This window comes from Sphingomonas lutea (genome assembly GCF_014396785.1).
GTDB lineage: Bacteria > Pseudomonadota > Alphaproteobacteria > Sphingomonadales > Sphingomonadaceae > Sphingomicrobium > Sphingomicrobium luteum.
This window is the reverse complement of record NZ_CP060718.1, coordinates 638,425-662,110: the sequence shown is the minus strand read 5'-3', so window position 1 is coordinate 662,110 and position 23,686 is coordinate 638,425. Positions and strand designations below refer to the sequence as shown.

Annotated in this window: 28 protein-coding genes, 1 tRNA gene and 1 pseudogene; 20 read left to right on the top strand and 10 right to left on the bottom strand. The window is 65.5% G+C overall.

Annotated elements, in window-relative coordinates; translation table 11 throughout:
• Positions 1 to 20: 20 nt before the first annotated feature.
• On the bottom strand, positions 21 to 584 hold the full coding sequence (locus H9L13_RS03465) for a YMGG-like glycine zipper-containing protein (RefSeq protein ID WP_187539070.1): 564 nt from the start codon (positions 582 to 584) through the stop codon (positions 21 to 23).
• 184 nt (positions 585 to 768) lie between these two features.
• Between H9L13_RS03465 and arsC the strand changes: the two genes are divergently transcribed.
• Both arsC and aat read left to right on the top strand, forming a co-directional pair.
• Positions 769 to 1,122, top strand: coding sequence for an arsenate reductase (glutaredoxin) (arsC, locus tag H9L13_RS03460; protein WP_187539067.1), 354 nt, complete (start codon positions 769 to 771; stop codon positions 1,120 to 1,122).
• A gap of 13 nt (positions 1,123 to 1,135) precedes the next feature.
• Positions 1,136 to 1,873, top strand: coding sequence for a leucyl/phenylalanyl-tRNA--protein transferase (gene aat, locus H9L13_RS03455; protein ID WP_187539065.1), 738 nt, complete (start codon positions 1,136 to 1,138; stop codon positions 1,871 to 1,873).
• Between the two features lie 35 nt (positions 1,874 to 1,908).
• On the opposite strand, the pseudogene H9L13_RS03450 reads toward aat, so the two are convergent.
• The 5 genes and pseudogenes from H9L13_RS03450 to H9L13_RS03430 form a co-directional block, all read right to left on the bottom strand.
• Positions 1,909 to 2,121 (bottom strand): annotated as a pseudogene (locus H9L13_RS03450) (DUF2155 domain-containing protein); the annotation flags it as partial.
• Positions 2,122 to 2,291: 170 nt separating this feature from the next.
• Complete coding sequence (locus H9L13_RS03445; protein WP_187539063.1) at positions 2,292 to 2,675, bottom strand: NADH:ubiquinone oxidoreductase subunit NDUFA12; 384 nt, start codon at positions 2,673 to 2,675, stop codon at positions 2,292 to 2,294.
• A 50-nt stretch (positions 2,676 to 2,725) separates the two neighbouring features.
• Positions 2,726 to 3,088, bottom strand: a complete 363-nt coding sequence (locus H9L13_RS03440; protein WP_187539061.1) for a DUF192 domain-containing protein — start codon at positions 3,086 to 3,088, stop codon at positions 2,726 to 2,728.
• A 113-nt stretch (positions 3,089 to 3,201) separates the two neighbouring features.
• On the bottom strand, positions 3,202 to 3,726 hold the full coding sequence (locus H9L13_RS03435) for a cold-shock protein (RefSeq protein ID WP_187539059.1): 525 nt from the start codon (positions 3,724 to 3,726) through the stop codon (positions 3,202 to 3,204).
• 136 nt (positions 3,727 to 3,862) lie between these two features.
• The gene (locus H9L13_RS03430; protein ID WP_408022122.1) at positions 3,863 to 4,222 is read right to left on the bottom strand and encodes a RecX family transcriptional regulator; all 360 of its coding nucleotides are present in this window, start codon (positions 4,220 to 4,222) and stop codon (positions 3,863 to 3,865) included.
• Positions 4,223 to 4,498: 276 nt separating this feature from the next.
• Here H9L13_RS03430 and H9L13_RS03425 point away from each other — a divergent pair, with 276 nt between their 5' ends.
• From H9L13_RS03425 to H9L13_RS03395, 7 genes are all read left to right on the top strand, one after another.
• Positions 4,499 to 6,259, top strand: coding sequence for a fatty acyl-AMP ligase (locus H9L13_RS03425; RefSeq protein WP_235091138.1), 1,761 nt, complete (start codon positions 4,499 to 4,501; stop codon positions 6,257 to 6,259).
• A 42-nt stretch (positions 6,260 to 6,301) separates the two neighbouring features.
• A complete protein-coding gene (locus H9L13_RS03420) occupies positions 6,302 to 7,321 on the top strand; it encodes an SDR family oxidoreductase (protein ID WP_187539055.1) in 1,020 nt (339 codons plus the stop codon).
• A 56-nt stretch (positions 7,322 to 7,377) separates the two neighbouring features.
• Positions 7,378 to 9,333, top strand: coding sequence for a CocE/NonD family hydrolase (locus H9L13_RS03415; RefSeq protein ID WP_187539053.1), 1,956 nt, complete (start codon positions 7,378 to 7,380; stop codon positions 9,331 to 9,333).
• Between the two features lie 48 nt (positions 9,334 to 9,381).
• Positions 9,382 to 9,454 (top strand) — tRNA-Trp (locus H9L13_RS03410).
• Between the two features lie 136 nt (positions 9,455 to 9,590).
• Entirely contained in the window at positions 9,591 to 9,761 is a 171-nt protein-coding gene (gene secE / locus H9L13_RS12690) for a preprotein translocase subunit SecE (RefSeq protein WP_244954833.1), read from the top strand.
• A 24-nt stretch (positions 9,762 to 9,785) separates the two neighbouring features.
• Positions 9,786 to 10,325, top strand: coding sequence for a transcription termination/antitermination protein NusG (gene nusG / locus H9L13_RS03400; protein WP_187539051.1), 540 nt, complete (start codon positions 9,786 to 9,788; stop codon positions 10,323 to 10,325).
• A gap of 3 nt (positions 10,326 to 10,328) precedes the next feature.
• On the top strand, positions 10,329 to 10,514 hold the full coding sequence (locus H9L13_RS03395) for a hypothetical protein (protein ID WP_187539049.1): 186 nt from the start codon (positions 10,329 to 10,331) through the stop codon (positions 10,512 to 10,514).
• Here the strand turns inward: H9L13_RS03395 and H9L13_RS03390 are convergent.
• Genes H9L13_RS03390 through H9L13_RS03380 form a run of 3 tightly spaced genes read right to left on the bottom strand, consistent with a single transcriptional unit; the run spans position 10,511 to position 13,623 of the window.
• A complete protein-coding gene (locus H9L13_RS03390) occupies positions 10,511 to 11,986 on the bottom strand; it encodes a S41 family peptidase (protein ID WP_187539047.1) in 1,476 nt (491 codons plus the stop codon). The genes H9L13_RS03395 and H9L13_RS03390 overlap by 4 nt on opposite strands.
• 58 nt (positions 11,987 to 12,044) lie before the next feature.
• Positions 12,045 to 13,157 (bottom strand): AraC family transcriptional regulator, encoded by a 1,113-nt coding sequence (locus tag H9L13_RS03385; protein ID WP_187539045.1) that lies wholly within the window; start codon positions 13,155 to 13,157, stop codon positions 12,045 to 12,047.
• 19 nt (positions 13,158 to 13,176) lie between these two features.
• Entirely contained in the window at positions 13,177 to 13,623 is a 447-nt protein-coding gene (locus H9L13_RS03380; protein WP_187539043.1) for a cupin domain-containing protein, read from the bottom strand.
• Between the two features lie 232 nt (positions 13,624 to 13,855).
• Here H9L13_RS03380 and rplK point away from each other — a divergent pair, with 232 nt between their 5' ends.
• The 9 genes from rplK to ruvA all read left to right on the top strand — a co-directional run bounded on the left by rplK (position 13,856) and on the right by ruvA (position 19,784).
• Positions 13,856 to 14,287, top strand: coding sequence for a 50S ribosomal protein L11 (gene rplK / locus H9L13_RS03375; protein WP_187539041.1), 432 nt, complete (start codon positions 13,856 to 13,858; stop codon positions 14,285 to 14,287).
• A 3-nt stretch (positions 14,288 to 14,290) separates the two neighbouring features.
• Positions 14,291 to 14,989 carry a 50S ribosomal protein L1 gene (gene rplA / locus H9L13_RS03370; protein ID WP_187539039.1) on the top strand — a complete coding sequence of 233 codons (699 nt, stop codon included), beginning with the start codon at positions 14,291 to 14,293 and terminating at the stop codon, positions 14,987 to 14,989.
• Between the two features lie 221 nt (positions 14,990 to 15,210).
• Positions 15,211 to 16,086: an outer membrane protein gene (locus tag H9L13_RS03365; protein WP_187539038.1), complete on the top strand. Its 876-nt coding sequence runs from the start codon at positions 15,211 to 15,213 to the stop codon at positions 16,084 to 16,086.
• Between the two features lie 386 nt (positions 16,087 to 16,472).
• A complete protein-coding gene (rplJ, locus tag H9L13_RS03360; protein WP_187539036.1) occupies positions 16,473 to 16,988 on the top strand; it encodes a 50S ribosomal protein L10 in 516 nt (171 codons plus the stop codon).
• 61 nt (positions 16,989 to 17,049) lie between these two features.
• Positions 17,050 to 17,427, top strand: coding sequence for a 50S ribosomal protein L7/L12 (rplL, locus tag H9L13_RS03355; RefSeq protein WP_187539034.1), 378 nt, complete (start codon positions 17,050 to 17,052; stop codon positions 17,425 to 17,427).
• Positions 17,428 to 17,512: 85 nt separating this feature from the next.
• Positions 17,513 to 17,755: a DUF2312 domain-containing protein gene (locus H9L13_RS03350; protein ID WP_187539032.1), complete on the top strand. Its 243-nt coding sequence runs from the start codon at positions 17,513 to 17,515 to the stop codon at positions 17,753 to 17,755.
• A gap of 9 nt (positions 17,756 to 17,764) precedes the next feature.
• Positions 17,765 to 18,508 (top strand): YebC/PmpR family DNA-binding transcriptional regulator, encoded by a 744-nt coding sequence (locus H9L13_RS03345; RefSeq protein WP_187539030.1) that lies wholly within the window; start codon positions 17,765 to 17,767, stop codon positions 18,506 to 18,508.
• 104 nt (positions 18,509 to 18,612) lie between these two features.
• Positions 18,613 to 19,104, top strand: a complete 492-nt coding sequence (ruvC, locus tag H9L13_RS03340; RefSeq protein WP_187540093.1) for a crossover junction endodeoxyribonuclease RuvC — start codon at positions 18,613 to 18,615, stop codon at positions 19,102 to 19,104.
• Positions 19,105 to 19,193: 89 nt separating this feature from the next.
• The gene (gene ruvA / locus H9L13_RS03335; RefSeq protein WP_187539028.1) at positions 19,194 to 19,784 is read left to right on the top strand and encodes a Holliday junction branch migration protein RuvA; all 591 of its coding nucleotides are present in this window, start codon (positions 19,194 to 19,196) and stop codon (positions 19,782 to 19,784) included.
• Between the two features lie 128 nt (positions 19,785 to 19,912).
• Here ruvA and H9L13_RS03330 read toward each other — a convergent pair whose 3' ends face one another.
• Complete coding sequence (locus H9L13_RS03330; RefSeq protein WP_187539026.1) at positions 19,913 to 21,034, bottom strand: dipeptidase; 1,122 nt, start codon at positions 21,032 to 21,034, stop codon at positions 19,913 to 19,915.
• Between the two features lie 363 nt (positions 21,035 to 21,397).
• Between H9L13_RS03330 and ruvB the strand changes: the two genes are divergently transcribed.
• Both ruvB and H9L13_RS03320 read left to right on the top strand, forming a co-directional pair.
• Positions 21,398 to 22,444 (top strand): Holliday junction branch migration DNA helicase RuvB, encoded by a 1,047-nt coding sequence (gene ruvB / locus H9L13_RS03325; protein WP_187539024.1) that lies wholly within the window; start codon positions 21,398 to 21,400, stop codon positions 22,442 to 22,444.
• Positions 22,445 to 22,530: 86 nt separating this feature from the next.
• Positions 22,531 to 23,655, top strand: a complete 1,125-nt coding sequence (locus H9L13_RS03320) for a DUF3089 domain-containing protein (RefSeq protein WP_187539021.1) — start codon at positions 22,531 to 22,533, stop codon at positions 23,653 to 23,655.
• Positions 23,656 to 23,686: the final 31 nt, after the last annotated feature.

The following is a 23,686-nucleotide window of genomic DNA, read 5'->3' as shown; positions in this document are numbered from 1 at the left end:
ACCCTTGATGAACGATCCATTTAGCCGCGCTCGCCGCTCCGGGCCGGCGACGAATAGGTCGGTGCCGGAGCCATCGTGCCGCCAGCGGGCTGACCCGAGTAATATTGGCCGTTGTAGACGTAGCCGTCCACCCGGCCGTCATTATTCTGGTCGGCCCAGATCGCGCCGGCGAGACCGCCGACCGCAGCGCCGATCACCGCGCCTTCGAGCGTGCTGAGTCCGGGGATCACGCCGCCGGCGACCGCGCCAATTGCGGCACCGCCGAGCGCGCCAGTGGCGACGCGGCGGAGCGTCGGGTCGTAGCCCTGCGGCTGACCGGCATAATAAGTGCCGTTCTGGACATAACCGTCGACATAGCCGTCATTGTTGTTGTCGGCCCACACGCCGCCAGCAAGACCGCCAATGGCCGCACCGACTGCGGCGCCTTCAATGACGCTGACGCCAGGCAGGACCGCGCCGGCGACAACGCCCGCGCCCGCACCATAAGCGGCGCCTTCGGCGATGTTGCCGGCATTGCGGTTGCCTGCGCACGCGGTCAATGCGACCGAGCTCGCCAGGGTGATCGCGAGGATGGATTTCTTCATGACTTTCTCCCGTGTATTAAACTTGCCGGGACATGCCTCCGGGTGCCCGAAGGAGGGGCATGTCACATGCGCAGGAACGACGATTGACCCGCATCGTTCCGCAAGCGCGACAATGGGTTAGCGAGAAAGTCGCGGGTCCGGATTAAACAAGGATTCAACCAGCTGAATCGCAAAGCAAAGTCGGATGACCAATACTGCCACGATTTATCACAATCCTGCGTGCGGAACGTCGCGCAAGACGCTCGAGATCCTCCGCGAGGCGGGTTACGATGTCGACGTCCGCGAATATTTGAAGGCGCCGCCAAGCCGCGGCGAGCTTGAGCGACTGTATGGCCGCGCCGGGATCACCCCGCGCGAGGGCCTTCGCGCGAAAGAAAGTCTGGTCGCCGAACTCGATCTTCAGCGCGGCGACGTCACCGATGATGACGTCCTCGACGCAATGGTGGCGCATCCGATCCTCATCAATCGGCCGTTGGTCGAGACCGAAAAGGGCGTGCGCTTGTGCCGGCCGCAGGACGTCGTGCGCGAAATCCTCTGAAGAGCGGCCAGGCATGAGCCGCCTCGATCCCCGCCTCCTGCTCCAAGGATACGCCAACGGCATCTTCCCCATGGCTGACAGCCGCGACGCGCCAGAGCTGTTCTGGGTCGAGCCCCGCATGCGCGCCGTTATCCCCCTGCATAAATTCCACCTTTCGCGGTCGCTTCGCCGTACCGTTCGCGCCGGCACGTTCGACGTCACTCTCGACCATGACTTCGCGGAGGTGATCCGCCTTTGCGCCGAACGCGACGAAACCTGGATCAATGCCGAGATCGAGCGCGCGATGCTTGCGTTGCACGCGTCGGGCCATGCCCATTCGATCGAGGTCTGGCACGATCGCCGGCTGGTCGGCGGCCTTTACGGCGTGAAGCTTGGCCGTGCCTTCTTCGGCGAAAGCATGTTCAGCCGGATGACCGATGCGTCGAAGGTCGCGCTGGCCTGGTTGGTGGCGCGGCTCAAGGCTGGAAACTTTACCTTGCTAGATTGCCAGTTCATGACCGATCACCTCGCCTCGATGGGCGCGGTCAACGTGCCCCGCGAAGCCTATGTCGCGTTGCTGTCCGCGGCGCTGGGCGGCGGCGCGGCCGTGTCCGGCTCGGCCGCCGGGGTGCTGGTGGATGCATTGGCGCGTTCGCCTTCGGCACCGCCCGATCTCGCGGCGCTCGACCGGTTGCTCGAAGCGACCGGCGCCGCTGGCACGCCGGGCGCAGCCGGATATGTCATTTCGCAGCTTTTGGGCCAGACGTCATAGACCGGGTGCTCGACCGCGTTGAGCGATGGCGATTCCTTGTACAGCCAGCCCGAAAAGACCCGCTGCCAATTACTGTCGGGACGCTGCACGTCGACCTGGACGAAGGCGCCGGTCAGCCGCTCATTCTCCCACGGCGCGCTCGCCTCGCAGGCGCGCAGGCGGACGATCAGGTTTTTCCACCGGACCGATTGGCCCGGCCGCAGGGCTACCGACTGGGTGATCCCGTTGCGTTTGTTGAGGATGCCCATGACCGCGACGCGCTGCGCCATCGGGGTCACGCCGGGCTGATTGACGCTGGCCGGCGCGGCGGCGTTGGTAATCACCGGCGCGCTATTGTTCTCGGCGCTGTCCTCGCCTTCACCGCAAGCCGCGAGGGCAAGGGCGCAGGTCAGGATCGCGGGCGTGGCGAAGCGCACGATTATTCGGGAATCCAGGGCTCGTAATCCCCGGTCGAGGCCGGGCGCACGCGGCCCGATCCAAGCGCGCCGTCGGGGCGGAAGGCCGCCATCGTGCCCGTGAGATTCGGCTCTGGCGGGGTCTGGAACTTGCGCACCGGCGGCAAGGCCTTGTTCGGCACGTCGTCGATCGTTCCGCGCAGCCACGCCTGCCACGCCGGCGGCACGCGACTGCCGTCATTGGCGCCGTCGTAGATGACCCAGCGCCGCCGCGGATCCTTCTTGCTGCGGTAGTAAACGTTGCCGGCATCGTCGCGTCCGGCCTCATCGCCAAAGCGGCGAGTCCATAGCGACGTACCCCACGTCGCCCCGTTCCACCAGGTGAAGGTCTTGGACCAGAATCCCATGGGCGCCGCCTGTGCCGAGTCCTGCGCGGGAGCGCAAGCGAGCGATTGGCTCATCCCCGCCAATCGACGCGGTCGCCCTCCTTAATCCCGAGTTCCGCCGAACGACCGCCGCGGATTTCGAGCACCGCCGCGACCGGTTCGCCAGACTGCACCGGCTCCAGCGAGTGAGGGACGGTGTTGGCGGCGATCCGCGCGATCGTCCCGTCCGCACGAATGAAGATCATGTCGAGCGGGATGAGGGTGTTCTTCATCCAGAAGCCCGCCTCGCGCGGGGGCTCGAACGGAAAGATCATGCCGCGGTCGTCGGCCAGCGATTCGCGAAACATCAGGCCCTGCGCCTGTTCTTCGGCGGTGCGCGCGACTTCGACCGTAAACCGGTGGCTGCGCGACCCGGATTGGATGGTCAGCGTCATGGTTTCCAGTCCCGCAGGCGCAACGGCTTCCGCCGCGCGAGTATCGCTTTGTCCCCGCGGCTCGCCTTGTCCCTGCGTGCTGCAAGCGGCAAGTGCGCTCGCCGCGATCACGATCAGCCCGGCGAATGGCCGTCCGACTGGATCTCGACGGCGGTCAATCCCTTCCCGCTCGGCGCGATCCGGGCCCTGAGGCGCTGGCCTGGCTGAAGCTCGTTTAGATGCGCATCGCGCACCGTTTCCATGTGAACGAAGACGTCCGCGCCCGAATCGTCCTCGATTCGCATCAAAAATCCATAGCCACGAACGCGATTGAACCATTTGACCTCCACCGGCTCGAACGCACCCGCGGCATCTGCCAGGGCCTTCCGGTTCGAACGCTCGCCTGCCGGCATGGCCGAGCGCGGCGCCTGCGGCAAGGCGGTCGACAGGTCGATCGACAAGACCCGCTTCGCCTGAAGGCCGCGTTCCAGCCTGACCGGCACGCACTCAACCGTCGCGCCTTCGGGCACGCTGCGACGACCATGATCGCGAAGAACGCTGAAATGCAGCAGGATGTCGCCCTCGATTTCATCGCTGACCAGGAAGCCGAAACCGCGGGTCGCGTCGAACCACTTCACGCGGCCCGTGATGGGCGCCATTTCAGGCGCCGCTCCGGCTTGCGCAGAGCCGGCCTCTGCCGGCCTCTCGGCGCCAGAATCAATTGATACTCCCCGCGGCACATACCCTATTAACATGCGTGTCTGTGTCGGCAAACCGACTTTAGCCGGAGCCGATCTACAGGCGATCTCGAAGCTCGTCCGCGTCGATGGCCCGCCCTGCTGGCAAGTCGACGATCGCTTTCGCAAGATCGAAGTCGTGGCCCGCGCGCACCATTGCGCCGATCGCCTTGCTCCGTTGCTCGCGATCCTTGTCACCGGTGGCGAAGGGGCCGATTCGCCGCCGCTCCGCAAACCTCAGTGCCGCCACGACAGCCTCGGCCTCGGCGTGATCGAGTGCCGCAGCGCCGTCGCCCTCCTCGACGCCGGCCGCGCGAAGCTTCTGCGCGACCCGTCGCGCCCCGTAGCCGCGTCCCGTCAGCGCATGCGACTTGGACAAGGCATAGGCAGCGTCATCGACGTAGTTACGCTCGGCCATGGCCTCGGCCAGGTTGTCGAAATCTGGAGTTCGAGCGCCCGACCATCCGCGCTCCCGAACCTTGCGAGCAAGATAAGCTCGCAACTTCGCGCGCGTCGTCGAAAATCGTCCGACATAGCTGAGCGCGAGCTCCCGAAGGGCGGGCTCGTCGAGCGGAGGCGGAGGCTTGCGGTGACGTCTTGGCGGCATTGCGCCCCTTTTTTGCCACAGTGACCGATCATCAGGAACCGGGTGCCCGCGCTTTGCACCCGCCCGTGCAATTGCCAAGGATCCCGCGTGCTCGATCGCATCAATCCCAACGACCACGCACTTGCGCCGCCCGGCGCGACTCCGACGCTCGACGTCCTTCCGCGGCGCATTGCGGACTTCGATACGCTGGGTGAAGCCCTGGACTATGCGGCGAAGGGCGCGCGCGGTCTCAATTTCCACGACGCACGCGGCACGCTCCAGCGCGCCTACACCTTCACTGAGTTGCGCGACGATGCGCGCGATTTCGCGCACCGGCTGATCGGCATGGGAATCAAGCCGGGCGACCGCCTTGCGCTGATTGCCGAGACCGGTGCCGAATTTGCTGCGGGCTTTTTCGGCGCGGTTTATGCCGGCGCATGGCCGGTTCCCCTGCCCCTGCCGACCAGCTTTGGCGGGCGTGACAGCTACACCGACCAGCTCGCGGTTCAGCTCAAGAGCAGTGACCCGGCGCTCCTCCTCTACCCGAGCGAACTTGCCGACCTTTGCGGTGAAGCCGCTGACAAAGCCGGCGTGAAGTCCCGAGCTTGGGATTCGCTTCAAGCCGCGCCCGCAGTGGATTTGCCTAGCGCAAGCGCCGACGACATTGCTTATCTGCAATATTCCAGCGGATCGACACGCTTTCCACATGGTGTTGCCGTCACGCACCGTGCGCTGCTCGACAACTTGCGCGCGCACGGCATCGGACTTCAGGTCCGAGACGAAGATCGCTGCGTGTCGTGGCTCCCCTGGTATCACGACATGGGCCTGGTGGGCTGCCTTTTGTCGCCAGTGTCGCAGCAGATTTCCGCCGATTATCTGAAGACCGAGGATTTCGCGCGCCGCCCTCTCGCCTGGCTCGACATGATCACGCGCAATCCCGGCAACAGCGTCAGCTATTCGCCCACCTTCGGTTACGACATTTGCGCCCGCCGGATGAGCTCGCAGACCCGTGCCGAGGATCGCTTCGACCTGTCGCGCTGGCGCATTGCGGGGAACGGCGCCGACATGATTCGGCCCGACGTCATGCAGGCCTTCGTCGATGCCTTTGCCGACGCGGGCTTCCAGGCCTCCGCCTTCTGCCCGAGCTACGGTCTGGCGGAGGCGACGCTTGCCGTTTCCCTGATGCCGCCGGGCGAAGGCATCCGGCTCGAGCTGGTTGAGGAGACCGAATTGTCGGGACGCGGCGAGGACGGCGAGGAACGTCCGCGCCGCTTCCGCGCGATCGTCAATTGCGGCAAGCCGGTCCAGGGCATGAGCGTCGAAGTGCGCGATGCAGGCGGCCAACCCCTGCCGGACCGCGGGATCGGGCGGATCTTCGTTCGCGGCGCGAGCGTCATGGCCGGCTACTTCCGCGATCCGGAGGCGACAGCGGCCTGTCTGTCCGACGACGGTTGGCTCGACACCGGCGACATGGGCTACATGTCGAAAGGCTATATCTTCATCGTCGGTCGCGCCAAGGACATGATCATCATCAACGGGCGTAACCACTGGCCGCAGGACATCGAATGGGCGGTCGAGCAGCTGCCCGGCTTCAAGTCCGGCGATATCGCCGCTTTTGCCATTACCGGCCAGTCAGGAGAGGAGACGCCCGCCGTCCTCGTCCATTGCCGCGTGTCGGATAATGCGGAGCGCGGCAAGTTGCGCGATGAAATCCGCGAGCGCGTCCGCGCCATCACCGGCATTTCGCCGGTGGTCGAGCTGATTCCTCCGCGCACGTTGCCGCGCACCAGTTCGGGCAAGCTGTCGCGGACCAAGGCCCGCAACCTCTATTTGTCAGGCGAAATCGTTCCGTTCGACATCGCGGCCTAACCGCCAGGTCGAACCAATGGAGGGCGGCGGCGTTCATCCGTCATGTCTTCCCATCTCAAGCCGCTCGACCAGCAGGTTCTCGTCATTACCGGCGCATCGAGCGGTAGCGGCCTCGCCACTGCGCGCGAAGCCGTCCGGCGCGGCGCTCAAGTGGTCCTCGTCGCGCGAAACGAAGCGGCGCTTCAAGCCATTGCCGGGCAGCTTGGCGATGCCGCTGCGGTCTGCGCCATCGACATCGCCGACCCGGGCTCGGCGGAACGGATTGCCGAGGCTGCAGTAAGCGCGTTCGGCGGCTTCGATACGTGGGTGAATTGCGCCGCCGTCACCTCGTACGGCACGCTCGAGCAGCTTGGCATCGACGAACAGCGACGCGTATTCGACGTCGACTATTTTGGGATGCTTCAGGGCAGCCTGGTCGCCATCCGGCATTTGCGGTCACGCGGAGGCGGGGCGATCATCAACGTCGGATCGGTCCTGTCCGACCGCGCCGCGATCAAGCAGCCGGCCTACAGCGCAGCCAAGGCTGCGGTTCGCGCCATGACCGAAAGCTTGCGGATGGACATTGAGCGTGAAGGGCTTCCGATTTCCGTCACTCTGATCAAGCCGACGGGTATCCACACCCCCTTCCCCGAGCATGGCCGCAACCATATGGAATTCCCGCCGCGCATTCCGCAGGTCATGTATGACCCACGGCTGGTGGCTGATGCGATCCTGTTCGCCGCACAGCACCCGCGGCGCCAGATTTACGTCGGCGGGACCGGTTTCATCCAATCCCTGCTGGCGCGCCTTTTCCCGCGCTTGACCGACAAGGTCATGGAATTCGCACTGGTTCGTGCGCAGCAGTCGCGCGAGGATGCCGGAGACCCGGCCATGCGTGACAATCTCTTCGTGCCGAAGAAGGACGGGCTTGAAGAGGGCACGCAGGATTTCGCTGCGAAGCGCTACAGTTTGTTCCTTGAGGCGCAGAAGCGGCCCGTTGTTGCCACGGCTATCCTTGGGGCTGGCGCCCTTATGGCCGGGATCGCCCTGCGCGCCCGCAAGCGCACAATCGCAAGCAGCTAGCGAGCTGCCTTGCCGCCCGCGCGGCGACCGTGCGAAGAACGAGCGCAGGACATCGCATGATCTTCAGAAAAATTTCGTTGACCGCCGCGCTCGCGCTCGCGGCGCCGCTGGTCGCCCCGGCGCAGGAAAATCTTCAGCCTGCGGTCCAGCCGGGCGGCGATATCCCGCGCGTGTCGCCGCGTCCGCCGGCCCGGCCGCCGCAACAACGCATTGTCCAGCCCGCGCCCGCGCCGACGCAATACGCCCGGCGTGAAGCAACGATCGCGATGCGCGACGGGGCCAGGCTCTACACCGTCCTCATCCTTCCCCGGAACGCCGCCAATGCGCCGATCCTGCTCGAGCGAACGCCTTATTCCGCCGCCAAGTCGACCGCGCGTGGCGTCGGCCCGTGGCCCGAGAATATCCTGACGCCGGCTTATGCCGAGCTTGTTCGCGCCGGCTTCATCGTCGCCATCCAGGATGTTCGCGGCAAGCATCGGTCGGAGGGCGATTACGTCATGAACCGCCCCTTGCGCGGGCCGCTCAACCCGACACCGGTCGACCATTCCACCGACGCTTGGGACAGCATCGACTGGCTGGTCAAGAACGTGCCCGAAAGCAATCGCAAGGTTGCAACGATCGGCGCCAGCTACGAGGGCTTCACCGCGCTGATGAGCCTGATCGATCCGCATCCCGCCTTGCGCGCGGCGGTGCCGATCAACCCGATGGTCGATGTGTGGAAGGGTGACGACTGGTTCCACAACGGCGCCTTCCGGCAGGAAATGGTCGCCTACGTCTATAGTCAGACCGCGGCGCGGACGTCGGACGACAGCTGGTTTCCCGGCTCCAAGGACAATTACGCGACCGCGCTACGCTACGGCTCAGCGTCCGAATATGCCCGGGCGATGGGGGTCGACCGCCTGCCCTTCTGGCGGCGCCTGACGCGTCACCCCAATTACGACCATCACTGGCAAGCGCAGGCGCTCGACCGCATGTTCGCGCGCCGGCCGCCGACCGTCCCAATGCTTCTCGTCGGCGGCCTGTGGGATCAGGAGGATATCTACGGCACGCCCGCATTATTCGACGCGGTGAAGCGCGTCGATGGCGGCCGCACCCGCTTTGTCCTGGGTCCTTGGCACCACGGCCAAGTTGTGTTTCCGGCGCTGTCGCTTGGTCCGTTGCATTGGGGCAGCGACACCGCGCGCTGGTTCCGCCAAACTTTGCTCCTGCCCTTTCTTAAGCAGCATCTGAAGGACGGCCCACCCGCCGACATCGCCCGGGTCACCGCGTTCGAAGCTGGGACCAATCAATGGCGCCGCTTCGACGACTGGCCGCAGGCCTGCGCCGCCGGCTGTCCGACAGGGCTGACGCCGCTGCACCTCGCCGGAGAACGCGCCCTCGACTTCGACGCGCCACGCGCCGCGGGCAGCGATTCCTACGTCTCGGATCCCGCCGACCCCGTGCCGTATCGCGCGCGCCCCAACCTGTCGCCGTGGGCGCCGGGGTCGACCTGGCGCCTGTGGCTGGTCGACGACCAGCGCTTCGCCTCCGCGCGCCAGGACGTGCTGACCTACACCAGCGCCCCGCTGACCGCGCCGCTCAAGCTAGCCGGTACGCCGCTCGCCAATCTCGTCGCGTCGACCACGGGGTCCGACAGCGACTGGGTGGTCAAGCTGATCGACGTCTATCCGGCATCCTATCCCAGGAACCCGGGCATGGCGGGCTATCAGCTACCGATTGCGATGGAGGTGATGCGCGGCCGCTTTCGCGACGATCCCGCGCAGCCGACGCGCATTCCGCCGCGTGTGCCCGTCACCTATCGCTTCGCGCTGCCGACCGTGAACTATGTCGTGCAGCCTGGCCATCGCCTGATGGTCCAGATTCAGTCGAGCTGGTTTCCCTTGTACGACCGCAATCCGCAAAGCTTCGTGCCCAACATCTTCTTTGCCCAATCCGACGACTATCAACGTGCCACCCAGCGCGTGTTCTTCGGTCCGGGCGGCACCTGGATCGGCCTCCCCATCGTTCGCTGAACCTTGCGCGATCCCCCGGCTCTGGCTACCTGCCCAGCGCGCGCTCCTAGGAGTGTAGCTCAGTTGGTAGAGCATCGGTCTCCAAAACCGAGGGCCGTGGGTTCGAGTCCCTCCACTCCTGCGCGCATGGACCCATCACTTGAAGACTCAGGCTGGCAGCGCTAAGTCGCCTTCAGCTCCGCCGGCCGCACTGGTCCGCGGAGCCTTTTACTTTCTGGAAGAGCAAATCACGTGGCCAAGACTTCCCCGGCGAATTCATCCGTCAGGTCCGCGCCGAGACCGCGAAGGTCCACTGGCCAACCCGCAAGGAAACCATCGCGACCGCGATCATGGTGCTGATCATGACGACGCTGCTCGCCATCTTCTTCTTCGGCGTCGATGCGTTCTTCGCGACGATCGTCCGCTTCCTCCTCGGCCTCCTCGGCTAGGCAAACGCACAAGGCACAAACGACATGTCCCGCTGGTACATCATCCACGCTTATTCCGGGTTCGAGAACAAGGTCCGCGACCAGATCATGAGCGAGGCCAACCGCCTTGGCCTGACCGGTTTCGTCGACCAGATCGAAGTTCCGACCGAAACCGTGACCGAGATCAAGCGCGGCAAGAAGGTCCAGTCCGAGCGCAAATTTATGCCCGGCTACGTCCTCGCCAAGCTCGAGCTCAACGACCAGGTTTACCACCTTGTCAAGAATACGCCCAAGGTCACGGGCTTCCTCGGACCCAACGGCAAGCCGCAGCCGATCCCCGATTCGCAGGCCGCGCGGATGCTCGACAGCTCCGACGCCTCCGCCGCCGCCGCGCCAAAGCAGAAGATCAACGTCGATTATGAGATCGGCGATTCGGTCAAGGTGCTCGACGGCCCGTTCGCGAGCTTTAACGGCCTGGTCGAAGAGCTCGATTTCGACCGCAGCCGAGTCAAGGTTTCGGTCTCGATCTTCGGCCGCGCAACGCCGGTCGAGCTCGAGTTCGAGCAGGTCGAACGCGTCAAGTAAGGCATGGCGACCGGCGACAAGTTCGAACGCCACCGTCAACCGTGGCGGCAGGACGAGATACAGAAGCTTCACCAGCTTGCCGCCAAGGGCATGTCGCTGCGCGCCATTGCCAAGGCGCTTACGCGGAGCGAGGAATCGACCCGCGACCGCGCCAAGGCCGACGGGCTGACCATCGCCAAACTTCGCTAGGCCGATCGCACCCAGCGCCGTGCCGTGTCCATGCCACGGTCACGGCCTGCCACGACATCCGCAACCGTCGTGCGTACGAATATATCAGGTGCGATCCCGGCATCGGGTTGCGGGCGGTCGGGGAAATAGCCGATCAGCGGCAAATCGACCTCCATTCCCGTTTCCTTCAGCTGGACGAAAAAGTAGGCGCCGCCGTTGATGCCGCGCTGATTGCCGCCGCTGGTCTCGCCAACAAGCGTTGCCACCCCGCTGCCCTTGATCAGCTGCGCAAAGCCGAAGGTGGCCGAGGAGCAGGTCGGCGAAATCAGCACAGCGGCCGGACCGGCGTAGCGCGGTCCGCGCGGGCGAAGCGGTGCCCCCGGTTCATCGTCGGCCTCGCGTACTAGCCGCAACAGGCCCGGTCGCCGCCCGTCGTCACTGGCCTTGTCACTCCAATCGAAGAAGCTTTTGTCCCAAGTGTCGAGGTGCGATCGAAGCGCCGCGGGAACCGCGCGATAGCGGACGTAACGGCGATAGGTGGGCGCCGGGACCGGCTTGGCGATTAACCGCTCCAGCAACACATCGCCGCAATCGAGACCGCCTTCATTCTCGCGCAGATCGACGATCAGGCCCCGCGCCCGCTGCTCGATCAACTGGTCGACACTGCGGTCGATGAATCCGCGCCAGTCCCACTTGCTGTTGTACAGCGCCCAATTGGGCATCCGCAGTAGCCCGACGCCGTCGGTCCCAATCGCGAATTCCCATCCGCCATCGTCGGCCTGGCCCCCTTTACCAAGCGCCTGCCGCTCTTCCTCGGTCATGGCGGGCAGGCGGATCGTTTTGCCGCGCATCCGAACATCGACCATGCCGTCGGCGCGCGCGGCACTAACCAGCGGGCGATAGACGTCGAACGCGCCGTAGCGGCCGGTGCCATCAACCGCCATCAGCGCGCGCCGCTTGCCGTCATTGCTGCCGTCGGCCCGTCCGAGCGGCATCAGGCGGCGAAGCAATTCGGTCGCGGGCAGCCCGTCGACCGCTTCGACCACCATGCCCGGCCGCAGCGGCAGTTCGTCGCGCAGCACGCGGGTGAGGACCATCTTGCCATCGATCCAGCGGAAGGCGAAGGGCACGCGGTTGCGGCCGCTGAGCAGATTCTCGGCAGTGGCATCGGGCTGGTTCACCGGATTGGGGTAGCTGTGGCCGCAACGAACTGCGGCGGTCAGGCGGCCGAGCGCGACAAAGAATGCCTGCGGCGACCGTTCCGTCGCGGCCCAATCGCGCAAGGCCTCGATGCGCGCCGCAAACGCACGTCGGCCGAGGTAGCGGTCGAGGCCCGGGTGGAGCGCCGCATAAACTTCGCCCAAGACGGCAAGATCGTCGCGCATGGCCTTGGGTGACAGCACGGCCGTTGCGGTGGCTTGCGCTGGGAGCGCGGTGGAAACGCCGGCGGCGAGGCTGGCGCCGAGGAATGAGCGGCGGTCGATTGCGAACATGGTCGGCTCCAAGGATGAGGGAGGCCGACATTCTCCCGCGAGCAGCGCGGCGGGCGCCTCAACGCGCCAACATCTCGCCTTCCGTCGGTTTTGCGCCGTCTGCGCGGAAGGCGCTTGGGCTGGTCCCGAAGCGCGCGCGGAACGCGCGGTTGAAGCTTGCCTTGCTTCCGAACCCGCAATCCATCGCCAGCCGCAGCAGGTCGTCGCCCTGGCCGGCCGCGATCCGCGCCGCTGCTGCTTCGCTGCGTATCCCGCCCAGCACCGCGGCAAAGCCGCCGTGCGGCGCAAGCGCCCGCGACAGGCTCGCGGCATTCGTGCCCAGCTCTCGCGCCAAATCGGCCAGGGACAAATCGGCGTCGCGCCACCAACCTTGTGCGCGCAAACGTTCGATCCATGCCGCGCCCTGGTCGCTGCGGCGCGCGTCTTCATCCTCGGCAGCAGGCGCAGGCGCCTCCGCCTGCCGCCACCCTTCGAGCCCGAGCCACAATCCGACCAGGCCGAGCAGGATGTAATAGCCGAACAGGTCGAAATAATTGATCGGCCGAACCAGCGCTTCGAACAGGCTGTACCCCGCGCGCGCGGCGACCAGTGGCACCAGCGCGAACGTCAGCCAGCGGATCCGCCGCGCCGGACGCAACTGCCGTCGGCGCTCCGCCAACCATCGTTCGTACCGCTGCAACGCGCGCCAGCACGCGACGCCGTACGCCGCCATCGACGCGAGCACCGCCACGCTGCTCACCGGGCTAAGGAATGGCTCGATCACCGCCGCGTCGATGCGGAATTTCATAGCGGTGGGCAGCGGGAACAACACCGCTTGCCAACCGAATTGCACCGCCGGCGCGATCCAGTGCCACCAGGCGATCCGCCGGCCGCTCGCCAGCGCCTGGACGTGCGCATAGAGCAAGGGCCCGACTGCCAATGGTATCGAAAATGGCGCGAAGGTCAGCCGGGGCCAGGCGTCATACGCCCCCGCATATCCGAGGATGAAGGGGGTCAGGAGACCGGCGATCACGATCATTAGCGCGGCGAGCAGGCGGTTCGCCTGCCGGTTGCCGTTCGAAAACCAAAGCACCAGCGCCAGGGCCAGTGCCTGCAGCGCCAGCACGAACAACGCCGTGCTCCATGCCCCAACCGAACCATCGCTGCCGAGGTTTCGACGCGGTGCGGCCAAAGTCAATTCTGCGAAAAGGCTAGCGCTTCCGCCGCGGATCATCCCTGGCGCGAACATAAGCGATCGTGAAAGGCCCCTGCCCGGCGATCTGAATCTCGACGCCCTCCTTGGTGAAGGCATAATGGTCGGTGTTGGGCGGTTCGGGCGAAAAGCCGCCGCGGGTCAGCTTGGTCGCCTTACGCTCGCTATAGCTGCGGCCGCGGCCAAGCGAGACTTCGCCGGAAAGGACCGTGATCTGCTCGTCACCGCTATGGCGGTGCGGCAGAATCTTGTAGCCGGGCGGGAAGCGCAAGCGAATGACGAACGGTCCCGGCTGTTCAGGATTGCCGGCGAGGACCGCAAACAACGCCCCGTCGGGAAGTCCCGCCGGGGGCGGGCCCCATTCAAGCTGGTCCGCATTCATCTGCGCCGGCGCAGCCGAACTTATCAGCAGCGTCGTAATTCCCAGAAGGAGCGCCTTCTTCATGCGACTCGCCTCCCTATTAACCTGCCCGATTAACCCGCGTTAGCACAGCTTGGCGTGGCGCGCAGAGTCCGCACCGATTGCCACTTTGGGCCGCTTTCGCTACAGGCGCCCCCATCCAAGCAATTGGGACCGCTGCGGGAGGCTTTCTTTCGGGAAGGCCGCTTGAACCGCTAAACTTGAACCGCCCGCTTGCCGCCCTCGCGCGGACGCGGGCCCCTATAGAGTGAGATTGATGGCCAAGAAAATTACCGGCTACATCAAGTTGCAGGTGCCCGCCGGCGCCGCGACGCCCGCTCCGCCGATCGGCCCTGCCCTCGGCCAGCGTGGTGTGAACATCATGGAATTCACCAAGGCGTTCAACGCCGCAACCCAGGAAATGGAACGCGGCGCGCCGATCCCGACGGTGATCACCGTCTACGCCGACCGCAGCTTTTCCTTCGCGACGAAGACGCCGCCGGCCAGCTTCCTTTTGAAGAAGGCGGCGAAGATCAAGTCGGGCTCAAAGGAGCCGGGCAAGGTTTCGGGCGGCACCATTCGCCGGTCGCAACTCGCCGAGATCGCCGAAAGTAAGATGAAGGATCTCAACGCCAACGATATCGAAGCGGCGACCAAGATCATCGAAGGCTCCGCCCGCGCGATGGGCCTCCAAGTGGTGGAGGGCTAAGACATGGCGAAGCTGACCAAGAAGCAGAAGGCTCAGGCCGGTTCGGTCGATCGCGAAAAGCTCTACGGCGTCGATGAGGCGATCGGGCTGGTGAAGAGCCTGGCCACATCGAAGTTCGATGAGACCGTCGAAGTGGCGATGAATCTGGGCGTCGATCCGCGCCACGCCGACCAGATGGTCCGCGGCGTCGTCAACCTGCCCAAGGGCACCGGCAAGACGGTTCGCGTCGCGGTGTTCGCCAAGGGCGCGAAGGCAGATGAAGCCACGGGTGCCGGCGCCGACAAGGTTGGTGCCGAAGACCTGATGGAAGAAATGCAGGCCGGCAAGCTCGACTATGACCGCGTCATTGCGACGCCGGACATGATGGGCGTTGTCGGTCGCCTCGGTAAGGTGCTGGGTCCCAAGGGCCTGATGCCGAACCCGAAGCTCGGCACCGTGACGATGGACGTCGCCAAGGCAGTGACCGATGCCAAGTCGGGCCAGGTCGAGTTCCGCGTCGAGAAGGCGGGGATCATCCACGCCGGCATCGGCAAGGCCAGCTTCAGCGAAGGCGACCTCAAGGACAATTTCAACGCCTTCGTCGACGCCATCGTCAAGGCCAAGCCGACCGGCGCCAAGGGCAAGTTCGTCCAGAAGGTTTCGGTGTCATCATCGATGGGCCCGGGCGTGAAAGTCGACCTTGCGGAGATTGCAGGCGCCTGATTTTCGGCGTTACGCCTGAACAACGAACGCAAAAGGCCGGTGCGCGGAAGGATTTTCCGCCGCCGGCTTTTTCGTGTCTCTTCAAGGCCTTGCAGCAAGGGGGTTGCAGCGCGCTGTTGCATCGGTGCAACAGGATTCCGCAGAGTGGCTTTTGGCCGGAAACTTTGCCGGGGCGCAGAAGTTAGCGCGCCGACACAACCTGCCACATGAAAGGGGCAAACATGCGTAATCTTTTCCTTGCGGGCGCTGCGGCGCTGGCCGTCCTTGCGACGCCGGCTGCGGCTCGCGACGGGTCGGGCTATGTCGGCGTCGACGCCGGCTTCCTGTTCCCGAAGGTGTCGGACTTCGACGTGGACGTCGATGGCGACGGCACCGCTGATTTCGACAGCGGCTACGGCGTCGATTTCAAGACCGGATACGACATCGACATCAACGGCGGTTACGACTTCGGTATGTTCCGCGTCGAGGGCGAGCTCGCCTACAAGCGCGCCAAGGCCGACGAGTTCGAACTCGACCCGCTGCTCCAGGACGAGATCGAGGACGAGCTGGGCTTCCCGCTGACCGACGAAGATCTCGACCTCGACGGTCGCGTCACCGTCACGTCCGGCATGCTCAACGGCCTGCTTGACCTTGGTGGTGAAGGCGGCGTCGGCGGCTTCATCGGTGGCGGCATCGGTCTCGCCAACGTCGACTTTTCCAGTGATGGCGACGGCGACAGCGACAGCGCCTGGGCCTGGCAGTTCCTTGCCGGCATCCGTGCGCCGATCAGCGAGAACATCGATGTCGGCGTGAAGTATCGCTACTTCCGCACCGGTCGTCTGAACTATGACACGTCGTTCGATTTCGACGGCGACACGTTCGACACCGGCCTGCGCACGCGCTTCAGCTCGCACAGCTTGCTGGCCAGCCTGACCTACAACTTCGGCGCCGCGGTTGCACCGCCGCCGCCGCCCCCGCCGCCGCCGCCGCCGCCGCCGGAAGCTCCCGCGACGATCACCTGCCCGGACGGCTCGGTGATCCTGGCGACGAGCACCTGCCCGGCGCCGCCGCCCCCGCCGCCCCCGCCGCCGCCGTCGGCTGGTGAGCGCGGCCAGTAAGGCTGGACTCTTCGCGTCTCCCGGGACGCGATGAAGACCCCGGGCGAGGCATCCGCTTCGCCCGGGGTTCTTTTTGCCCTGCCGCCGCAGGCCAAAGACTTGATCGAGCGCGCAATTGCGTTATAGGCGCGCCCTCGCGAGCGGCTTGCCGTTCGCACCGTCCGAGACAGCTGGTGCCGATGTCCCGCAAGGGACCGACGCTTAATTTCCAGCCGAGGCGGGGACAGGAATTCTTACGGAGCGGCTGTACAAGGCAGCTCCGGTCGTGCGCTGGCTCGCGCCGCGCCATTGATCCATCCCCACGGACATTTCGCTCCGCCCCGGCATGCCGTGGTGGGTTTTTGAAGTCTCGGTCGAGCCCTGCTCGACCGAAATGTGGAGTTGGCATGGATCGTTCGCAAAAAGCCGATCTGGTTGCCGAGCTGAAGAACGTCTTCACGGAGACGAGCGTGGTTGTGATAACGCGCAACCACGGTCTGACGGTGGCCCAGTCCACCGATCTTCGTCTGAAGATGCGCGACGCCGGCGCCCAGTATAAAGTTGCGAAGAACCGCCTTGCCCTGATTGCCCTCGATGGCACGCGCTACAGCCCGCTCGGCGAATTGCTGACCGGACCGACCGCGCTGGCCACCTCGGGCGATCCCGTTGCGGCCGCCAAGGTTGCAGTGGATTTCGCCAAGACGACCGACAAGTTCGAAATCGTCGGCGGCGCAATGGGCGACACCGTGCTCGACGTGAACGGAATCAAGGCGCTTGCCGAGCTTCCGTCGCTCGACCAGCTGCGCGCGACCATCGTGGGCCTCATCCAGGCGCCTGCGACCAAGATCGCCCGCACGGTCAACGAGCCTGGTGCTCAGCTGGCACGGGTCTTCGGTGCTTATGCCGCCAAAGAGGCTGCATAAGCCGCAATCCTTTCATCAACGCACGACAATATGGGGCTGATGCCCCACCAAGGAGTATCACATGGCTGACATTGCTAAGCTGGTCGACCAGCTGTCTGAACTGACCGTCCTCGAAGCCGCGGACCTCGCCAAGGCGCTTGAAGAGAAGTGGGGCGTTTCCGCCGCTGCCGCGGTTGCGGTTGCCGGCCCGGCTGGTGGTGGCGCTGCTGCCCCGGCTGCCGAGGAAAAGACCGAATTCGACGTCATCCTGACGGGCGACGGCGGCAAGAAGATCAACGTGATCAAGGAAGTCCGCGTCATCACGGGCCTGGGCCTCGGCGAAGCCAAGGCGCTGGTCGAAGGCGCTCCGAAGGCGCTCAAGGAAGGCGTCAACAAGGACGAAGCCGAAAAGATCAAGAAGCAGATCGAAGAGGCCGGCGGCACCGTCGAACTCAAGTAAGCTTCACGGCTACGAAACTTCAAAGGGCGGCTCTGTCTGGGGCCGCCCTTTTTTGTCCGAATTTTTGATTTGAGGTTGTGGGACCATGGCGGAAGGCAATGTCGCGGCGGATCAGCTGCGGCTGTTCATCGAGCGGATCGAGCGGCTCGAGGAAGAGAAGAAGGGCATCGCGGACGATGTTCGCGACGTTTATGCGGAGGCCAAGGCGAACGGCTACGACCCAAAGATCATGCGCATGATCGTCCGCCTGCGGAAAATGGAGACCCACACGCGCCAGGAACAGGACGCGGTCCTGGAAACCTATCGCAACGCGCTGGGTCTCGCGTAAGGAAGCGCCATGGCCGGCCACAGCAAATATAAGAACATCATGTATCGGAAGGGGGCGCAGGATAAGAAGCGCTCCGCCCTCTTCTCCAAGCTCAGCCGCGAAATCACCGTCGCGGCCAAGATGGGCCTGCCCGATCCCGACGCCAATGCGCGGCTTCGCGCAGCGATCATCGCCGCGCGCGCCCAGTCGATGCCCAAGGACAATATTCAGCGCGCGATCGACAAGGCATCGGGCAGCGACGCCGAAAATTACGAAGAGATGCGTTATGAGGGCTTCGGCCCCGGCGGGGTGGCCATCATCGTCGAGGCGCTGACCGACAACCGCAACCGTACTGCAACCAACCTGCGCACCGCTTTCTCCAAGAACGGCGGTAATCTCGGCGCGAGCGGCAGCGTGAGCCACGGTTTTGAGCGCATGGGCCTGATCGAATACCCCGCCAGCGCGGGTGATGCCGACAAGCTGTTCGAAGCGGCAAGCGAAGCCGGCGCCGAGGACGTCGAAAGCGACGAGGGCGGCCATCGCATCTGGACCAGCGTCGAGAATCTGCACGAGGTCTCGCGCGCGCTCGAAGCCTTGTTGGGCGAGGCCGAAGGGACGAAGCTCGCGTGGAAGCCGTCGACCGAAGTTGAAGTGCGCGGCGACGACGCGGCCAGCCTGATGAAGCTGATCGATACGCTTGACGAGGACGACGACGTCCAGACCGTCTGGGGCAATTACGACGTCCCTGAGGACGAACTGGAGAAGCTTGCCTAACTCCCCTCCCGCTTGCGGGAGGGGCTGGGGAAGGGCATGCCCACCCGCAGCGTGCCGGCTTCGACCTCCCCTCCCCTGACCCCTCCCGCAAGCGGGAGGGGAAACTGAGAATCCTCGGTCTCGATCCCGGACTCGGCACGACCGGCTGGGGCCTGATCGAGGCGGACGGCAATCGCTTGCGTCACGTCGCCAACGGCCAGATCAAGACCGATAGCGCAGCGCCGCTGCCGCGCCGGCTCGCCCACCTCGCGGACCAGCTCGACGCGCTACTGGCCGATCATCCGGCCGATGGCGCCGCCGTCGAGGAGGTGTTCGTCAACAAGAACCCGCAATCGACGCTCAAGCTCGGCCAGGCACGCGGCGTGGTAATCATGGTCGCCGCGCGCGCCGGCCTGGATGTCGGCGAATATGCCGCCCGGCTGGTCAAGAAAGCGGTGGTCGGCAACGGCAATGCCGACAAGGTGCAGGTCCACGCGATGATCGCGCGGCTTCTGCCCGGCGCCGCGATCTGCGGGCCCGATGCGGCCGACGCGCTCGCGGTCGCCGTCACCCATGCGCATCACCTGGCTTCACAAGTCCGTTTGCCCCGAGCGTAGTCGAGGGGATGGCGGACAAAGGACATGCCGGGGGCATGACCGGTCGCGCCATCTCGACTTCGCTCGACACCAACGATTAGGGTGCCGACATGATCGCGCGCCTTTCCGGAATTCTTGCTGAAACCAGCGCCGACGGCGCCGTGATCGATGTCGCGGGGGTCGGCTATCTCGTCCACGCCAGCGCCCGCACGCTCGACGCAATTGGCCCGGTCGGCGGAGAGGTGATGCTGCTCACCGAACTCCAGGTGCGTGAGGATGCCTGGACCCTGTTCGGCTTTGGCTCGACTGCCGAGCGCGACACGTTCCGCGCGCTGACCTCGGTCCAAGGCGTGGGCGGGCGGTTGGCGATCGCGATTCTTTCCGCGCTCTCCCCCGACGAGCTGTCACGCGCCGTCAGCCAGGGCGACAAGGCAATGATTGGGCGCGCCAACGGCGTCGGACCCAAGCTCGCGATGCGGATAGCTAATGAATTGCAGGGAAAGCTTGGCGCGCCCGGGCTCGGCGGCGGCGCGCCATTGCCCCGCGCGGGCGCTGCTGCAGACGCGTTGTCCGCTCTCGCCAACCTTGGCTTCAAGCCTGCCGAAGCGAGTGCCGCCGTAAACGCCGCGATCGACGAACTCGGCACGGATGCGGGGCTCGACGCACTGGTCCGGCTGGCGCTGCGCAAGGCGGGAAAGTGACCACCCACCCAAACCTCGGCTCATCCTGAGTAGGGCAGAGTAAGCGAAGCGCGCCGAAGATCCGAAGGACAGTCCTTCGATATGCCGCTGCGCGGCTACTCAGGATAAGCGGGCGTGGATGACGGCAATTACCCGCCCCAGGCCTCGCGGTAGACGCGCAGGAAATTGCCGCCGAACAGCTTCTCGAGCCGCGACTGGCTCCAGCCGCGCTTCTCGAGAACACCGGCGAGCCGCCGATATCGATCGACGCTGTTATAGTCGGCGACGATGGGGAATACCTCGGGTCCCTCGCCGGGCGAGGCGATGCCGGCCTTGATCCGCTGATTGGCCCACTCCCGATTCTGCTTGCGCGATTCCTCGGTGATTTCCATCGGCAGGACGCCATTGTCGGTGCCGATGCCGACGCCGTCCTCCCCCGCAACCTTGGCGACATGCTCGATATGGCGGATCAGGTCTTCGCCGGTTGGCTGGCTGTCGGCGCGCAGAAACGGCATGAAGTAGACGCCAGTGACGCCGCCCTTGTCGGCGACGGCCTTGATCGTCTCGTCACTCGTGTTTCGGGGATGGTCGTAGAGCGAACGCGCGGCAGTGTGGCTGTTGACGAGGGGACGCTTGGCGTGCGCGGTTGCCTCCGCCATCGTCCGCGCGCCGCCGTGGGAAATATCTAGCAGGATCTTTTCCGCCTCAATCCGCTCGATCGTCGCTTTGCCGAGTTTCGATAAGCCCGCATTGCCCGGCTCGAGCGCCCCGTCGCCCGACAAGCCGCGGTTGTTGTAGGTCAGCTGGACGGTCATCACACCATCCTTCCTCATCTCAGCCAGGCGGTCGAGCGCACCACCAACCATCGACGTATCCTGGGTGCCGAGGATCACCCCGAACTTCTTTTCACGCTTGGCTTTGAGAATGTCGGCGCCGCTGCGGATGAGCAACATCCGGTCGGGATTGGCAGCGAGAACCTCACGCAGTTCCTCGCGCGACTTCTTATAATCGCCCCAAGCGTCGGCGACGTTGCCTACCGGCATCAGCGTCTGGCGCACGACGGTGACGCCGGTCGCGACGGTTTCGGCCCAGGCGCGGTCGCTCATACGGATGGAATCGGGGCTGCCATATGGGTCGCCGACCGCACCCAGCGCGTCGATGACGATAGCGCGGTCGAACCAGCTTGATGCCGCTGCGCGGCGCTGGGCAAGGCTTGGTCCCGCGGCTGCCAAAGCGGCCGTCCCGGCGAGCATCGAACGTCTGGTCAGCATGATTTTCCCCCTGCGCAAGTCAGGCAAAGTGCCCAGAATCGGACACTGCCGCAAGCAATCCGCCAAGCGTTCGGCCCATCCACCCCAAGCTTCTCGACAAACGCGCAGGAAATTCCTGCCAAAGAGCTTTTCGAGCCGCGCCCGAGTCCGGCCGTATTTGCCGCGTGTATCGCCATCGATCCCCCCTCTAGGCAGCCGGCTAGCTGCACAATCCGCTGTCCTCGGCCCACGCAAATGTGCATCATTCGCGGCAATGGGCGCGATCCTTCATCGACCAGCGATCGATCGCGCGACAGTGCCTAAAGTCACAACAAGTGCGCCTTTCCTCATCGTCGCCCGCCCCGTAAGGCCCGCGGGGAGAGCATGAGCGCCACCGACCCCGACCGCATCACGACGCCCGAGCGCACCAGCGAAGACGCCGACGCGGCGCTTCGCCCGAAGACCCTCGACGAATTCATCGGGCAGCAGGCGGCGCGCGAGAATTTGCGGGTGTTCGTCGGCGCCGCGAAGAGCCGCGGCGAAGCGCTCGACCACGTGCTGCTGCATGGCCCGCCCGGGCTCGGCAAGACCACGCTCGCCGGCATCCTGGCGCGCGAAATGGGCGTGGGCTTTCGCGCCACCTCGGGCCCGGTGATCGCCAAGTCGGGCGATCTTGCCGCCTTGCTCACCAATCTCGAGGACGGCGACGTCCTGTTCATCGACGAGATCCACCGCCTCAATCCGGCGGTCGAGGAAGTACTCTATCCGGCGATGGAGGACCGCGCGCTCGACCTGATGATCGGTGAAGGACCGTCCGCGCGCTCGGTGCGGATCGACCTGCCGCGCTTCACCTTGGTTGGCGCAACCACACGCCAGGGCCTGCTGACGACGCCGCTGCGCGACCGCTTCGGCATTCCCGTGCGTCTCAACTTCTACACCATCGAAGAGCTCGAAATGGTGGTACGCCGCGCCGCGCGCCTGCTCGGCGCAGGCCTGACCGACGATGGCGCGCGCGAGATTGCCCGCCGTTCCCGCGGGACGCCGCGCATCGCCGGGCGGCTGCTGCGCCGCGTGCGGGACTTCGCCCACGCCTCGGGCGCGGATACGATCGATGCCGACGTTGCCGACAAGGCCCTGTCCCGGCTGGAGATCGACGCGCTCGGCCTCGACGCGATGGATCGCCGCTACCTGACGATGATCGCCGATCTCTACGGTGGCGGTCCGGTCGGGATCGAGACGCTCGCAGCGGGCCTGAGCGAGCCGCGCGATACGCTCGAGGATGTGATCGAGCCCTTCCTCATTCAGCTCGGCCTCATCGCTCGCACGGCACGCGGGCGATGCCTCAACGGCCGAGGCTACACCCATCTCGGGCTCCCCGCGCCGCAGGGGAGCCAGTCCGGCCTGTTCGACCAGGGAGCGAGTAGCAAGTGACCCCCCGCCGTAATCCCGGACTTTATCCGGGATCCGTCTTCACCTTCTTTCGCGGCAAAGGCAGGTGGATCCCCGCTTTCGCGGGAATGGCGATAGGGTGGGCGTCCCCGGCGATTGCCCAAGCCCCGGCCCCCGCCGCGCCTGACTACGCCAAACCCGCGACCTGGCTGTGCCTGCCGGGCCGGACCGACATCTGTTCGACCCCCGTCGCGACCACCGCGCTCAACCCCAACGGCTACGGTTCGACCGGACGCAGCAGCGTCGCGCGCAACGCGCCGATCGACTGCTTCTACGTCTATCCCACCGTCTCATCCGACCAGGGCCTCAACAGCGACCTCACCCCCGGACGCGAAGAGCGGTTGATGACCGAAAGCCAGTTCGCCCGCTTCGCCTCGGTGTGCCGGCCGTTCGTGCCCATCTACCGTCAGATGACGCTCGGCGCGGTCGCCGCCGCGGCGGCGGGCGTCGACCTGACGCAAAGCGGCTTGCTTGCTTATGGCGACGTCCTCGCCGCCTGGCGCAATTACATTCGGACCAAGAACGGCGGCCGCCCGTTCGTGCTGATCGGTCACAGCCAGGGCAGCCTGATGCTCCAGCAATTGATCGCGCGCGAGATCGAGACCAAGCCCGATGTCGCGCGCCGGATGAAACTTGCGATCATCCCCGGCTACAACGTCTTCGTCCAGCAAGGAAAGGTCGTCGGCGGGACTTTCAAACGGACGCCCCTGTGCAGCAAGCCCGGACAAAGCGGTTGCGTCATGAGCTGGGTCAGCTTCCGCGAAAGGAATTTACCTCCGCGCGGGGCGATCTTCGGCATCGCAACTGAGCCCGGCATGACCGTCGCCTGCGTCAATCCGGCGCGCCCCGGATCGACAACGTGGGAACGGCTCGACAGCTATTGGTTCGCGCGCTCAACGCTGCCCGTGGCCGGCGGCCCGATTCAGTGGTCGACCGATGGGGCCGCGCCGACGCCCTACCTCAGGACCGAAGGCCTGGTTTCTGCGCGGTGCATCAACGATGGTCCGCGCGGGTACCTGTCGATCCGCACCAACGCCGATCCGCAGGACAAGCGCACCGACCGCATTGGCGGTGAGGTCGCCATCTTCGGCTTGTTCCTGCCCGGCTGGGGAATGCACTTGGCCGATATTGCGGCGGCTCAGGGCGATCTGGTGCGCTTGGTGGAAGTGCTTGGCAGTGCATCCCGCAACTGACCCGCTCGTCCTCTGCGAAGTCGAAGGGCGC